This is a genomic window from Blautia marasmi (assembly GCF_900258535.1).
GTDB lineage: Bacteria > Bacillota > Clostridia > Lachnospirales > Lachnospiraceae > Blautia > Blautia hominis.
In genome coordinates this window covers 4,654,865-4,669,647 of the sequence record NZ_OIWX01000001.1, presented here as the reverse complement: position 1 = coordinate 4,669,647, position 14,783 = coordinate 4,654,865, and the positions used below count along the sequence as shown (strand labels likewise).

Sequence of the window (14,783 nt, the reverse complement as noted above, 5' to 3'; positions counted from 1 at the left end):
CTTTCTTGTTGTTTGTCGGATCATCCGGATTGATTTGATCAGATCACCTGATTGGCCTTCAGCCACTCTTCTATTGCGTCCTGGGAAGGAGGATTGACAACACGGTCTGCCTCTTTTCCGTCTTTAAACAGGATCAGTGTGGGAATCGTATCTATCTCGTACTGCTGGGCTACTTCCGGAAGTTCGTCAATATCTGCTTTGGACACTGTGACTTTACCGTTCATTTCCGCTTCCAGTCTGTCTACCGCAGGGGCAAGTCTGCGGCAGTAACCGCACCATGGTGCCCAAAAATCTACAACCACCGGTTTTGGGGATTCTAATACTTCTGCTTGGAATTTTGTTTTTTCGATTGCATTTACTGACATAATTTATCATCCTTTCGTATTTGGTATCCGAAATAACGGATCTTTTATCTGTATTATTATTGTTTACAGTTCCTATACTGTCACTATAGCAGTTACAGTTTCACTTGTCAATAGGCATCTGCATTTTTTTTAATTACAACTATGGATTCCCGTACATGGCAGCTATCTTTTGTATTCTGCGTTTCATTTCTGTACGGACATGTAACGGCTCTAAACACTCACATTTATCCCCAAAACCGAAAAGGATATTGTAGTAATAATCGTTCTCTATAAAAGGGAACCGGACAATGTAATGCTCACTGCCATCCGGAGAGAAGTCATCATAAGGGCAAAACTCAAGTGCCCTGTCCATGACGGATCTATGGATACGGATCTTTATTTTTGTCTGCATCGTATCCCACCTTTCTTCAAAGTCTAAAATTGGTTTTTGATAGTCTCTCGGTATAAAAGTTTCCTCCTGCATCTTAAGGTTTGATATGCGGGTCAGTTTGAATAGGCGATAATCCTTTCTTTTATGACAATACCCTTGAAAGTACCAATGACTGCTTTTCAAGACGAGCTGATACGGTTCGGCTGTGCGTGCAGTCTTATTTCCATCTTGATCTGCATATGCAAACGCAAGCAGTCTGCTCTCCTGCAAAGCTGTTTTGATGATCTCTAAATATGGCTGTATGCTCCTGCTGCCCGTCCACGGACTTAGGTCAATACTTATTTGATCTGCTTTCACTTCAATATCTTTCGCCCTGTCGGCCGGGATAAAGCTTCTGACTTTTGTGAGGGTATGTACCAGTTCATCCCCCTGCACCATGTTGGAGAGGCTGGAAAGCCCCGTCAAAAGAGCGGAAAGGTCGGCAGACGAAAAGACATTTTTATCTATCTTGTATCTCTCCATGATCTCAAAACCACCACCCACTCCCGCTGAAGAGCGTACAGGAATCCCCGCCATATTGATAGCGTCTATGTCGCGATAGATCGTGCGGGGTGAAACTTCAAACATATCTGCCAACTCCTGTGCACCGATGCGCCCTTTATCGAGAAGTATCATGATTATGCTAACAAGCCTGTCAATTTTCATTTTATTTCCGCCTTTCAAATTTTTTTTAAATTCTTGCCATACTGTTGTCAACAATTACATGGTACTATAAAAAAACAAATGGCAACTGTTCGTAACAGTTCAGACAGGTCTGCGTTCTACTGCGCTGACCGTATGGAAAAGTAGTGCCAGCTTTATTCAGCCCATCGCGAAGCGATATACACAGACCTACTGAATACGTTACAGCAAACCAACTAATAAAACAATAAAAAATGGAGGAAATTTATGTTTACAATCTATGTTTACGTTCTTGATACTTTAGCTGACTGGGAATTGGGATATGTCACTTCAGAGTTGCATTCCGGAAGATTTTTCAAAAAAGACGCGCCGCGTATATCGTTCAAAACGGTCAGTGTTTCTAAGGAACCGATCAAAACTATGGGCGGGCTGACAATAGTGCCCGACTGCCTGATCAATGATATTATTGTGAGCGAAACAAATGTGCTGCTTTTACCGGGCGCAGATACATGGAACGACCAAAAGCATGCTGCTATCCTGGAAAAAGCAAGTGAATTTCTAGCTATCGGTGCTGCAGTAGGTGCGATCTGCGGGGCTGTCACGGCGCTTGCCGGCTTAGGGCTGTTGGATCAGCGACCGCATACCAGTAACGGGCCGGGATTTCTCGAAATGTTCTGCCCTGATTATAAAGGGCAGGATTTTTATATCGATAAACCGTCTGCAGCCGACAATAATCTTATTACTGCAGGCAGTACCGGGGCTTTATTGTGGGCAAAACAAATCATAGAGCATCTAGGTGTCTTCCGGGCAGATACACTGGAATCTTGGTATGCCTATTTCAGCACCGGTAAGTCTGAACATTTCTTTGCTCTCATGCAGACTTTGCCGTCCTGTGACGCACCCGTGTAATAAGCAGAGAATGAGAAGCGCCGCCTGGGCAAGAGACACAGGCGGCGCTTCTCATAGGTTACGTTTCAAGACCCCAGATACCGGGCTGCAATTTCTTCGGTGACCGGTATAAGCCGGCAGTCCTCTATCAAGTATACCTCATCACATAACTGCTCAATATCCTTGTAATGATGGGAAGTCAGAAATATGGTCTTTTCTTCAGCTTTCAGCATGCGGATGATAGATTTGACATCTTCATAGGTTTTGTAGTCCAGAGCATTGAAAGGTTCGTCTAATACCAGAATGTCCTGCCCCTCCATAATGGCCTGCGCAAGCCCTAATTTCTGCTTCATGCCGAGAGAATAGTGATCTACCTTCACTTTATTGTCAGGGTCAAGCCCGACCTTGTTCATGGCATCCCGAATCTCCTTCTCTCCGATTTTCCTTTGTATGTCCGCAAGAAATTTCAGGTTCTGAAAACCACTGTAAATACCGATAAAACCGGGGGCATTGATGAACACCCCCATATTGTCAGGGAAATCACGCCCATTTTTTCCAAGCGCCTCCCCGCGCACAAACACACTGCCCTTGTCAGGCTTTTCAAACCCGCACAGTATCTTAAACAGCACGGATTTCCCACTGCCGTTCTCTCCCACCAGACCTACCGTTTTCCCACGGTCAGCGGTTAAAGACACATTTTGGAGGACCGGCCTGTGGCCAAAACTCTTTGATACATTTTTCACTTCAATATAGGAACCCATATTAATCCCCCTTAATCCAATATTTTCCTGCATCCAAACACGGCCAGCCATACAGTCAGCAGCAATGAAAAAGAAACCAGTATTCCAAAGGCCGTCACTGCAGATATCCCTATGCCGGAATGCATCAGAGAAATCCGCATCAAACCCGATAGCCCGAAGGGTAAGCAGGACGCCAAAGCCCCGGGCAGCACACAGAGCAGATTTCCGGCAGCCAGTATAAGAAAGCTGACCGAAACCTGTTTTGTAAACAAGTAAATACACAGCATGAACAGATACTGCAAATATATATCGAGAAATTTCATCAGGACAGCATACAGCAGTAGGTTCCATGCAGGCCCCTCCATTTCGCAGCCAATAAAAACCGCTCCCAGAAGTCCCCCTGTCATCCACAAGAACGTATATATCCCAATAAATTTTGTGCCGGCTGACAAGATCCCCCTCATCAGGCTTCTGCAGCTTTTTCCCCGGACGGAGACAAAAACGGATTGCCCGCTGACTGTATGCTCCACGAAAACCGCCAGAAGATACAGGGGCGCTCCGCCTGTGATCCATTGTTCTATAAAAGGAAGGACTTGAAAATATCCTGTGCCATGTCCGGCAAACAAGGTATAGATCCATTCTGTACCGGATTCTGTATGGCTGTGCCCCATCCCTTTATAAAGCGTAATTCCGAATACGACCCCAAAAAGGATCAGAAGATTCTTTCTTATCATCAGCTCATGAACATAATACGCAGCCATGCCGCGGCCCCGAAGCTGAATGTGCGGCAGTCCGCGCCACCAAAACCGCAGCGAAAGGATGGCGGCCAGGGGAAGGAGCAGGAAGGTAACCCCTGTGGCTGCAAAGCGATAATGTCCGCCCAGATTGTGGTGCAGGATCAGTAAGTGACCAAATCCCGTAAAGGGCAGGTTCTGAACAGCCGGAAGCTTGAGCCATACAGCCGAGAGCATATAAAGGCCGGAAATGATAGGAACAGCCCCTCTCCTCCCTGCAAAGTGCCCAATCCACATACAGATTCCGAATATCAGCCAGCTTCCCGCAAACTGATAGAGCGTGCATACAAGGAAAGCCTGCACAGGGGCAGGAAAAATCTGCTGCAGCATGGAAAATAACTCTGTCTCCGCCGCCCCTGCAGGAAGGCCCCATTGATCCCCCAATGGCAGTCCCATACCGGACAACAGGATTGCCGTGGTCTGAACCGCAGTCAGCAGAAACGCTGCCGCCCACGTCCCAAGCCATTTCCCCAGGAAATAGGCATGGTAGCTGTGAAAACGTGAGATCACCGGTATCCCGTCATCCTCCAAAAAGGAAAAACAGCTCAACAACAGGATTGGCAGCATGAAATAGGTCAAATAGTAATGATCTGACACCGCTGACAAAATATGCTGTTCATAAGAGATCCCATGATCCAATCGCCCGCTGATGGAAAAAATCAGGCAGCCTAAAAATAAGGCAGCAGCCTTTCCATATCCCCACAAGCAGAGATTTTTTCTGATAAGCCCATACATAGGAGCCACCTATCCTGTTACAACGGCATTTTTCTTGAACTTCCCAAAGAAAAGTGCCGTCAGACTGATAACAAAGAGCAGCAAAACCGGACCCGCTGCAAAAGAAAATACGGATACTGCGCGGCTGTCCACACTAGTGGGGTCAAAGGCAGTAACAAGCCGGAATTTCTCCAGTCGAAGTATGGACAGGATAAAGTTTTCCAGGATGGAATACATAAACGGCCCTGTAAGGATCACAAAAATATTCTTACAGTACATAGCCAGTACGAAGCCAAAGGTCATCATAATAATACCGAGCAGACCTCTCCAGCAGGAAAGAACGCCCGCATACAATAACGGCGTTTGGGCAAACGCACCTTCAAAAATATGCCCTGACAACCCGGAGGAAAAAGGAACCACAGGGGGTTTCACATAAACGGCAGACACAGCAGCTAATCCATAGGGAACCACTATGATAACGAACGCCCCCAGCGCATATGCGGTCCATTTTGCTGTCAGATACCTCCTGACCGGCACCCGGGGCATGACATACAGCAAAAAGTTGTTTTTCCGCTCATAGTACAAGTTCCAGCAAAGAGGAAACACCACAGACAGAGGATAAAACAGGGAAAACATCTCCGTTCCCACTTCCCAGGCCTCCAGATCATACAGCAGGGAATAGTTTTGATAAAGCGTGCAGGACAGCACACACATAACGACTGCCAGGATGACCGTTGTCAGCAGTACCGGCAGAAATATTTTCTTCCACTCAGTCCCTATAAGATGAAGCATATATCTCACCCCTTTCTTTGTCTTTCAGTATACCCAACTCCCCTCTGCGCTTCAACAGGCCGGAAACAAGAAAGGGTTTTAAGGGGACAAGATCATTTTTGTACCCTTAAAACCCTCTTTCATACCATTTTTCACGGTAGGATCACACCAAAGACAACATAATTTTCGTCTGCTTTCCTTTCATTCCGTGTTATGATCTTACCGTGATACTGTTCTGTCATACGCAGAATATTGTACAGCCCGAAACCGTGTCCCTCCTGACCGGATTTTGTTGTAACACCTTTACAAAACAGGGCCATAAATTCCGTGTTCGACATAGCCGGGGCCGGATTGGCAACAAGCAGTTCCAGATACCCGCCATTCTGTCTGCCTGTTATATAAATGGTGCTGCCTTCCGGAGACGCCTCTATTGCGTTATCCAGTAAGATCCCAATGGCTTCGATCCATACGGTTTCCGGGACAGCCGTTTTCTTAAATAGACCCTGTAATTGCATTTCTACCCGTATATCCACCGCTTCGGCTTGCTTGATCTTGCCGAACAGCATACCGGCAATGATCTTACTGTCACAGGAAAGCAGCTCACGGTCATTGGGGCTTAATGCAATACCTTCTGACAGGGCCGCCACTTGCCTTCTTGCATCCTCCAGCGTGTCAGCAGAAGCCACAGCAGCCTCCATAGCCAGCATACGGTTATGAAACTCATGCTGTCTTGCTCTGACCTGTGAGATCAGTTCTTCCACAATCGGCACATACTGTTCAACCATATGGATCCTCTTTCGTTCCTGCACTCTGCGCTGATGAAAAAACAGCAACACACTGTCCAACAGCAAAAGTCCAAGGAGCAGCATGGAGATCAGCCACAAATGGGAAAGAAAACGCCCCACATCAAAGGAGAGTACAGAGAGCACACTCATCAGCAAAACAGCTATATTGGCAGATACGATCCCCACCGTAAAATCCCCCGCCCGGACAAACCGGCGCAGCCGTTCAAAAAACGGTGTGCAAAACAGCAGGAACACAAAACACAAAGACACCACACGGCTGCCTGTAAGCAGCAGAGTACCTGAAGCCCCGCAGACCGCAGCCAGAACTACACACAGGCATTTAACAAACAGGTAAACCGAAAAGACCGCCATTGTCCCGCAAAAAATATAACCTACGGATTTTCGTTCAAAATAAATACTGTTCAGCAGTAATAAGGCAAAAACCAGAAACAGCAAACCGGTCAGACTGTTGGCCGGCAGGATCTCAAAGCCCTCCCCTTGGAAAGAAGCAGTCATTGTCTTCCCGGCAGTGAAGTTTACCCTTGTCACAATACAGAACAAAAATAGAATGGGAAAAAGCAGGAAATCTCTCGCTTTCCCCTCTGCCCTTTGCCGGAAGACCGCCTCACAGCAAAGAGCCAGTATCCCAGCGTCTAAGCCTAACTGTACCAGATCAACAACAGCATCCATGCTCACCCCCACAATGCAGACTGATATTTATTTCCGATGGGGATTTCTTCTATAAACCCTTTCAGAAATATTTTACGCCCGGATTTATCAATTTTTTCAATATGAGATCTGTTCACAAAATAACTCTTGTGACACCGGACAAAAGAAGGATCGTCAAGCAGTTCCAATAATCCAGACAGGGTATAACCGGAAATGGAATCATCTTTTATACCCAGCATACGATTATTGGTATGAACAGAGAGTTTCTTTCCAAAAGCTTCCACATAAGCGATATCAGACACGGTATATTCCAGGATGAACTGCTTCTGCTCAATGCGGATCGTTTCTGCCGGCCGGTCCATTTGTTTTGACAACCCCACCGCGTCACGAAATGCCGCGGTAAATTCCTCCTCTTCAAAGGGCTTTATAAGAAAACTATAGCATTTCACATCCCGGTAGGCAGTGAGTTCTTCCCCGGCCAGCGCTGTTTCAAAAATGATCGGTGTATATTTATATCCCTGCAGCTTTCGGAGCTGCTTTGCCAGGCTGGTCCCCTTATAATCCTCAAGCTGAATATCAAGAATAAAAACAGATATGTCATTACTTTTCGCATATTGTAAGGCTTTTCCTGCTTCAGAAAATGAAACCACTTCCAGATCCGCCGATATTCTGCTGATATATTGAACAATCTTTTTTACCGCGCCCGGATTATCCTCTACCAATAACACTTTACCCATGATCAATGTTCCCCGCTGCCCTTCTTTTTTACGGCGGCTAAATCCGACCTCTCATAACGGTTATGCCCACGCAATTGCTTCTTGTATTTCCAACACCTGACAGCATCCTCCAGAGATTTTCCCTGATTATCCGCAAAAAAATCCCTGATATAGGTATTATACTCAAACTGCTTATCTATCTTTGTTTTCCCTTTTTTCTTCTCTTCAAGAATTTGATAATAAGCCTCTATTGCGTCTTTGTAAGTCTTTCCCCCATTGCTTTTCAGCCATTTTTGAAAAGCCACGGGAAAAGAAAAACTATTCCCGATATGCTCTTTGAAGAAAGCCCTGTGCTGTTCGGAGCAGACAAGATCCGTCTCAATCTTCATATCCTCGCTAATACTGATATGTGAAACAGATGCCGTCTTTCTCTTTACTGTTTTCCCGGACAGCACCTCACCTGTATCAAGAAAATGTGCGATCCTGTCTGTCAGCTCAATTTTCCCACCGGAGACAGGAAGGCCATTTTTTCTGCAAAAGTCTGTCAGTTCCTCTTTCAGATAATAGAACTCACGAAATGTTTTACTGTCTGTATTTTTGTCTAATACCGGCCTGTGGTTCATGCCTCCGTTCCCCATGCTTCTGCTTCCTTTAATACTAATGTCCGGATAAACGGATTATTTTGGGGGCAGACCAAAAACATGAAAGCACTGTTTCGGCATTTCTGATAATGTTCTTTCTTCAGCCAGAAGTCATACCCCATAGCACATTTTGGATTACAGGCATCCGGATCCGCCATACGCTTACAGATAGGCGCCTTCTCAACCGCTTGTATCATTTCATCCGGCAGTGTTTCCAGCACCTCTTCATACTGATTTACATGGACCCCGTAAATCCGCACAAGCATCCCTTTCCTCCGAAACACATAATTTGCAATGGTCCTCTTGTTATATATGTAAGAAACCATATAACCGCTTTTGGCCATTTTGATCTCTATCTTACAGCCAAGTCCTATTAATCTTTCATGCAATTCTTTTACAAAATCCTGATTCTCAACTGCCACAGAAGCAATAAACTCATTAAAATCTATCTTCTTATCCATGATACATCCCTCTCTATTTTTCTCTCACCGCAACCCAGACTTCCACATGCCCGTCTGCTCCATAATACTCAATATCCGGCGCTCCTGACCTCATCCTGCCTGTGATATACCCCTTGTTTAACGGTCTGTATTTAGACTTTGGAAGCCATTTGGTGATAGCCTGCGCCTCTGTTTTCCCTATGGTTTCCTGTGTACACGGAAACACGGCCCAGGCCATAGCCGGCACAGTATATTCTGTGAGTTCACCCCCGGCGTCACGATCACTTGCTATAGCTATAATATACTCAAATTTTCTAGAATCCGCAATATCTGTATTATATATATTGATCCCAAATACTCCGCCGGGCTTCTGATCCCCCAACTCCAAAAGAGCTTTTTCAAGGCCGGCCTCATTTATTTTGGACCAATGCCGCGGTATCGCTTTTCTGCCCTCCCCTTTTTGGTTTGTTGTCTGTATCAAATACCCAACAACGCGAAAACTCTCCCTTTTTTCTATACGAAACGGTAAATCCATGTTATCATCCTCCCTGTATCGTAACAGTTCAGACAAGCTGAACCATTACCCTGCATCATCTATTTTTTTCCTTATGCCCGTCAATAACCGGTATCCATATCTGGCTCAAATAATCCTTATCATAAGAGTTACCGATACTATACCATTCCAGCTCCGGACAATCCGCGTGTTCAAACGGATACCTCACCAGCCACTCTTCCTGCAGAAATTTCCATCCGCTCTGGATTGCCTGCGGAACCGCTCCCCTGCAGTCAAACACTGCCCACGCAGCTTCAGGGATCCTGATCTCACGGTACCCCTCCGGCAAAGGCCCATCTGCAGCCACCATAACAGAATATTCTATCTCCCCGGCAGGGCTATCCCCATAACGGCACAGACCAAACAATCCCCCCGGATTACCTGTACCCAATGAGATCAGCCTGGAAAAGACACCGGTATTTTGACAATCACTCCAAAACTCCGGTATCTTTGAATACTTTTGTTCATCGGCACACCAAACACTCTTTCCGATCAAGCGGAATCCCGGCTTCTGCTCCAGTTTCCAGGCATACCGCTGCTTCTCAAAAATCTGCATTTTCGGCACAACCCGCAGTTTCACATTTCCATTTCGGGCCTCCTTTGGGGTCATCCCATGAAATTGCTGAAACGCCTTTGTAAAAGACGTAGGGGAATCATACCCATACTGATAACTGATATCAACCACTCTCTTATCCGTACTCTTTAGATCATACCCCGCCAAAGTAAGTTTTCTGAACCGGACATACTCCGAAAAACCGATACCATTCATATAAGAAAATACCTTTTGAAAAAAGTCAAAAGAGCATCCCGCCATCACGGAAATCTCCCTCTGATCGATAGGTTCCTGCTTCCGCTGCAGATGATTTTCCACATAATCAATGATCCTCTGCAGTCTTTCATTCCACTCCATATTTCTGCCCCTTTCTTTCTATCACAGACTCATTATACCTGATACGGCAGAACATTTCCTCTCATTTCGCGCACCGTTTGGATAGCACCCGTAAATACATTTTATCATCTCTCCCCACCCCATTCAGCAGGGGAATACTTCCAGATCCATCTCATACCCTTCTTACCCCTGCCCCGTCATCCCCCCAATACATTGTAACAGTTCAGACAAGCTGAACCGTTACGCATCCAGCCATTAAAAATCACTTCGCGATGGGCTGGATACCTGCTAGCACTACTTTTTCATACGCCCAGTGCAGTAAATGCGCAGACCTGTCTGAACGGTTACAATACATCATCCCATTCTTCAGCCTTCCACAATATACTATTGACATGGGAGTTAACTCTAATGTTACAATAAACAGAAGAAAGAAAGGATTTTACACGGATGAACAAATATTCCATAAGCCAAACAGCAAAGATCTTATGTCTGCCCAAAGATACCCTGCGCTATTATGATAAAATCGGTTTGGTCAAACCGCAAAGAGGGAAAAACAAGTATCGTTACTACACCGATATGGACCTTTTGCTTATGCAATATGTTGAAGTTATGAAATCAGCCGGTTTGTCCCTAAAGGAAATCAGTGCAATACTCCATGATACGCTGGAACATACAGACGAAAGCAGGAAAAATGTTCTGGATATCTTAAAAAACAGACTGAAAGAATTGAGGAATAAAATACTATTCTACCAAGAAGCAGAACTTTTGATGACCCGGACAATACAGTCGTTAAATATCATGTCCTGTCCGAATGATATGGAGCAGATTGATGAGATGATAAAAGCCTTGTACGCACGCAGAGTACCGTCCAAGTCTGATGAAAAAAGAATAGAGGGCAAACAAAATGAATGATATCTATGAAAAATTTGCATTTGATTATGATGAGTTTGGTTCTATTGAAAACTATCTGGGAGATGAAAAAAATTTCTTTGACAGGATATTCCGCAAACATAACGTCAGGACTATTTTGGATTGTGCCTGTGGTACAGGGCAGCACTTATACATGCTGTCACAGTTGGGATACCGGGTCTGGGGATCAGATCACTCTTTCTCCATGTTAGATGTGGCAAAAAAGAATCTGCAGCAAAAAGGTCAAACCATACCACTACATCAATGTGATTTTCGTTATTTAGAAAACACATTTAATCTTTGCTTTGATGCCATTGTATGCCTTACCACATCACTGCCCCATTTACATAGCGATGATGATCTGCTGATGGCCGTCAAATCAATGAAAAATCGGCTAAACAACGGCGGACTGCTTGTGTTCACATCCGGCACCACCCATTACAATTTAACCTTACCGCCTATCGAAGTGGTAATTAACCGGGAAGATTTTTCGAGAATCTTTGTAAAAGAACACAATACCCACTTACAAACCATTCATGTACTGGATTTATACCACAGTCCTCAAAGACTGGAACACAATCAATACGATATCGTTTACCGGATACTGTTAGATAACGATTACCGCAGCTTACTGCTGCAGGCAGGTTTTTCCGACATCCAGGTATACGGAAACTACGATATGAGTCCCTATGATCAAAACAGTCAACGGTTAATTGTCACAGCAAACAATTATTAGTGGGGGATGATATATGAAATTCTGGAATAGAAACTACACAATGATTATGATCAGGCAGATCATTTCCTTGTTCGCTAATAATATCCTACACTTTTCGTTGTCACTTGCCATTGCCCTTTTACTTATGGTGCTTTCAATCATTGAAGCGTTGTATACGCCATGCGTGCAGGCCAGCATTCCCGTATTGCAGGAGCCGGATAACCTTGAAACACCCATTAGCAGAAATAGATCCGAAATGATCAACCCGAAGCCTACAAATCTCCGCAGCCAGTGAAAACCAGGAAGGGGATGGGAAAGGGGCGGGGGAAGGCTATGCCTGTGAGCGATGTTCCGCGGAGCGCCGGGGAGATCCACCTGCCCCAGTTACTTAATGAAGAGGCCATTGCCGTGGAGTTTCGTAACTGCCTCTTATACACATCAGCTGTTGACGCTGCACTTACGCTGTGCATTNCTTCCGTCCGCCCCCACATCTATCCGCCCGCCTTCCCTAAATTTCCACCAAAACCCCACTCTCCCTCACCACATCCAATATCTCCCCCTCCAAGATCAACCTCTTCACCTCTTCCATATAAGGCTCCAACGCCTCATCCTCCTTCAAACAAGGCATAACCTCCCGAATCTTCCCATAAACCGCCTCAATAGCCGGCGAAGACTGTCCGGCAGGATAAAACTCCTTCGCCTGCGCCGCGCAGATCAACTCGATCGCCAGCACATACCTGGCAGTCTCCACCGCATCACATGCCTTCCTTGCCGCATTATACCCCATATTCACATAATCCTCCTGATTGGCACACGTAGGCACATTATCCACCACCGCAGGATGAGCCAAAAGCCGCATCTCCCCCGCAAGCCCTGCTGCCGTATACTGAATCATCATCAAACCGTCATTAAAATCAGCACTGGCATTCAAAAACGGCGGCAGTTCACTGATATGCCGGTTCACCAGACGGTCCGTGCGGCGCTCCGCCATTTTCACCATATCTGCAAGCGCAATACAAAGGAAATCCGATGCCATCCCCAGATAGGTACCATCCGCATTACATCCCATAAGCGCCTCCGCCCCATTCTCCCCCTCAAAAATAAGCGGATTATCCACAGAAGAATTCAGCTCAATCTCAATCGATTCCAAACCATCCTTCAACACCTTTTTCACTGCCCCGTGGAGCTGAGGCATACACCGCAGGGACAAAGCATCCTGTACCCGGTAATCCCTGTACTTCTCCGCGATCTGACTGCCGGACAGAATATTTCTGATATTCTCAGCCGTCTGCATCTGTCCCGGATGGGGTCTGGCCTGCATAAGCCTTTCATCCATGGCTTTCAGCGTACCTTTCAGCATTTCCAGGGAAAATGCCCCCGCCACATCTGCTGTTTTCGCAAGGATGATACTGTCATAATAGGCCATACAGGCCAGCGCTGTCACAGATGTCGTTCCCGATACAAGAGTCAGTCCTTCCTTTGAGCCAAGAACTGCCGGTTTTAACCCCGCACGCCTAAGTGCCTCCCCACCTGTCAGAAGATCTCCCTGGTACCAGGCTTTTCCTTCCCCGATCAGCACCATTCCGATATGGGCTTCCAAACCAATATAGCCCACAGAACCATGTTTCGGAACCCTGGGCGTGATGTTCCTGTTCAGCAGCTCTTTCAAAAGCTCCAGGGTTTCCAGACGAAATCCGGTGTGCCCGCTTCCAAAATGCAGGAGCATGACAAACATCATGGCTCTGACTCCCTCCTCCGAGAGAGGTTCCCCTACAGAGACCGTGTGGGCCAAGATATGATTCCTCTGGATTTTCACCCGCTCCTCCTCAGGAATGAATTTTCGGCAGTTATCCCCCAGGCCTGTCGTGATGCCGTAAATAGCTTTTCCCTCACGGCTGAAACGTTCCACATGAGCCCTGCAGGCATTCACCCTGTCTTTATATTCTTCTGAAAATTCCACCTTTGCCCCATATCTGGCTACTGCTGCCACCTGCTCCAGTGAATTTCTTCCTCCTAATGTAACGATTTTCATACATACCTCCATTTGCCAAGAGGCGCACGCAGAGCAAAACCCCTGCGTGCGCTTCTCAATTCAGCTTTTTATTGTTTTCATATCCCCCGTCAAGGGACACACTCATAATTTTCAGTCTCCGGTATACATCTTCCTCCACCTCTGCCTCATCGGATGGGATTTGGCTCACAGGCCTGTTTCCGAATATTTCACCCGGAACAAACACCTGACCGCCGGGCTTCATGGGCGGACAGTTGCGCACATCCTCCGCCAGGCCATCCACCTCATCGGCAAAGGCATCAAGAGTCGTAAACATCTCCGGTGAAAATGCCACAAACAGATATCCCAGGTCGTATTCATCCTTGGCATCATATCCCATTTTTGCTCCCACAAAAGCACCTGTCATCACTTCCAGCGCATAACAGAGCGCATAACCCTTTGGTCCGCCAAAAGGCACTCCTGCTTCCGCTTTCTCCGGGTCTGTGGTAAAATTCCCCTCCCCGTCTATAAAACAGTGATCCGGAAGCGGCCGGTTCTCCACAATGGACTGCCGGACTTCGCCCCATACCTTCTGGGAAGTGGCAAAATCAAAAATATAAGGTTTTCCTCTTTTGCTGGGGAAGGAGAAACAGAGGGGATTGGTGCCGAACATGGCTTTTGCCCCTCCAAAGGGAGCCACGCAGGCCGGACCTCCGTTGTTGGTGATCATACCCACAAGCCCCTCCTTGGAAATCTTTCTGGCATAGGGCGTGATCCTGGAATAGCGCCCCACATTTTTCAGGGCTGTGATCCCCACACCGTGTTCTTTTGCCGCAGCAATTGCCAGATTGGTGGAGTACAGGGCCGCAATATGCCCCAGTTCTCCGTTACCGTCCACCTGGGCATAACAGCCTTTCTGCTTGATCAGCTTCATGTCTCCGCTCCTTCTGGAAAGACCTGCATCCACGGTCAAAAATTTTGACAGGCCATGGGTTCTGTGCCCCTCCAGTTCGGATTCCAGATAATCGGAGATCATAAATTCCGCATATTCCCCTGCAATGCCCCTCAGTGCCAAAGCTTTGCGCATCAGCTCTTTTATCTCTTCTATTTTTACTGTAACACCCATAAATCTTTATCCTCTCGTAACGATACA

Annotated in this window: 17 protein-coding genes; 4 read left to right on the top strand and 13 right to left on the bottom strand. The window is 46.4% G+C overall.

What is annotated here, in order from left to right:
* Nucleotides 1–38: 38 nt before the first annotated feature.
* Nucleotides 39–365: a thioredoxin gene (trxA, locus tag C6P39_RS20435; protein WP_095175195.1), complete on the bottom strand. Its 327-nt coding sequence runs from the start codon at nt 363–365 to the stop codon at nt 39–41.
* Between the two features lie 139 nt (nt 366–504).
* Nucleotides 505–1,440, bottom strand: a complete 936-nt coding sequence (locus tag C6P39_RS20430; protein WP_104805011.1) for a helix-turn-helix transcriptional regulator — start codon at nt 1,438–1,440, stop codon at nt 505–507.
* 243 nt (nt 1,441–1,683) lie between these two features.
* Here C6P39_RS20430 and C6P39_RS20425 point away from each other — a divergent pair, with 243 nt between their 5' ends.
* Nucleotides 1,684–2,325, top strand: a complete 642-nt coding sequence (locus C6P39_RS20425; RefSeq protein ID WP_104805010.1) for a type 1 glutamine amidotransferase family protein — start codon at nt 1,684–1,686, stop codon at nt 2,323–2,325.
* A gap of 65 nt (nt 2,326–2,390) precedes the next feature.
* Here C6P39_RS20425 and C6P39_RS20420 read toward each other — a convergent pair whose 3' ends face one another.
* From C6P39_RS20420 to C6P39_RS20380, 9 genes are all read right to left on the bottom strand, one after another.
* Nucleotides 2,391–3,065, bottom strand: a complete 675-nt coding sequence (locus tag C6P39_RS20420) for an ABC transporter ATP-binding protein (RefSeq protein WP_095175192.1) — start codon at nt 3,063–3,065, stop codon at nt 2,391–2,393.
* Nucleotides 3,066–3,076: 11 nt separating this feature from the next.
* Nucleotides 3,077–4,573, bottom strand: coding sequence for a hypothetical protein (locus C6P39_RS20415; protein WP_104805009.1), 1,497 nt, complete (start codon nt 4,571–4,573; stop codon nt 3,077–3,079).
* Between the two features lie 9 nt (nt 4,574–4,582).
* Entirely contained in the window at nt 4,583–5,344 is a 762-nt protein-coding gene (locus tag C6P39_RS20410) for a hypothetical protein (protein WP_104805008.1), read from the bottom strand.
* Between the two features lie 131 nt (nt 5,345–5,475).
* Nucleotides 5,476–6,798: a sensor histidine kinase gene (locus C6P39_RS20405; protein WP_104805007.1), complete on the bottom strand. Its 1,323-nt coding sequence runs from the start codon at nt 6,796–6,798 to the stop codon at nt 5,476–5,478.
* A gap of 2 nt (nt 6,799–6,800) precedes the next feature.
* Nucleotides 6,801–7,514, bottom strand: coding sequence for a LytR/AlgR family response regulator transcription factor (locus C6P39_RS20400; RefSeq protein WP_104805006.1), 714 nt, complete (start codon nt 7,512–7,514; stop codon nt 6,801–6,803).
* A gap of 2 nt (nt 7,515–7,516) precedes the next feature.
* Nucleotides 7,517–8,116 carry a DUF6434 domain-containing protein gene (locus C6P39_RS20395; RefSeq protein WP_104806001.1) on the bottom strand — a complete coding sequence of 200 codons (600 nt, stop codon included), beginning with the start codon at nt 8,114–8,116 and terminating at the stop codon, nt 7,517–7,519.
* Entirely contained in the window at nt 8,113–8,595 is a 483-nt protein-coding gene (locus C6P39_RS20390; RefSeq protein WP_104805005.1) for a hypothetical protein, read from the bottom strand. Before C6P39_RS20390 ends, C6P39_RS20395 begins: the two co-directional genes overlap by 4 nt.
* A 13-nt stretch (nt 8,596–8,608) precedes the next feature.
* Complete coding sequence (locus C6P39_RS20385; protein ID WP_104805004.1) at nt 8,609–9,109, bottom strand: GyrI-like domain-containing protein; 501 nt, start codon at nt 9,107–9,109, stop codon at nt 8,609–8,611.
* Nucleotides 9,110–9,164: 55 nt separating this feature from the next.
* Entirely contained in the window at nt 9,165–10,037 is an 873-nt protein-coding gene (locus C6P39_RS20380; protein WP_104805003.1) for an AraC family transcriptional regulator, read from the bottom strand.
* Between the two features lie 426 nt (nt 10,038–10,463).
* Between C6P39_RS20380 and C6P39_RS20375 the strand changes: the two genes are divergently transcribed.
* Genes C6P39_RS20375 through C6P39_RS20365 form a run of 3 tightly spaced genes read left to right on the top strand, consistent with a single transcriptional unit; the run spans nt 10,464 to nt 11,935 of the window.
* Nucleotides 10,464–10,928 (top strand): MerR family transcriptional regulator, encoded by a 465-nt coding sequence (locus tag C6P39_RS20375; RefSeq protein ID WP_104805002.1) that lies wholly within the window; start codon nt 10,464–10,466, stop codon nt 10,926–10,928.
* Nucleotides 10,921–11,661 (top strand): class I SAM-dependent methyltransferase, encoded by a 741-nt coding sequence (locus C6P39_RS20370; protein ID WP_104805001.1) that lies wholly within the window; start codon nt 10,921–10,923, stop codon nt 11,659–11,661. Before C6P39_RS20375 ends, C6P39_RS20370 begins: the two co-directional genes overlap by 8 nt.
* Before the next feature lie 13 nt (nt 11,662–11,674).
* Nucleotides 11,675–11,935: a hypothetical protein gene (locus tag C6P39_RS20365; RefSeq protein WP_104805000.1), complete on the top strand. Its 261-nt coding sequence runs from the start codon at nt 11,675–11,677 to the stop codon at nt 11,933–11,935.
* A gap of 213 nt (nt 11,936–12,148) precedes the next feature.
* Here the strand turns inward: C6P39_RS20365 and C6P39_RS20360 are convergent, their stop codons facing one another.
* Together C6P39_RS20360 and C6P39_RS20355 are read right to left on the bottom strand one after the other, a co-directional pair.
* Nucleotides 12,149–13,672 (bottom strand): HAL/PAL/TAL family ammonia-lyase, encoded by a 1,524-nt coding sequence (locus C6P39_RS20360; protein WP_104804999.1) that lies wholly within the window; start codon nt 13,670–13,672, stop codon nt 12,149–12,151.
* 55 nt (nt 13,673–13,727) lie between these two features.
* On the bottom strand, nt 13,728–14,756 hold the full coding sequence (locus C6P39_RS20355) for an Ldh family oxidoreductase (RefSeq protein WP_104804998.1): 1,029 nt from the start codon (nt 14,754–14,756) through the stop codon (nt 13,728–13,730).
* Between the last annotated feature and the right edge of the window lie 27 nt (nt 14,757–14,783).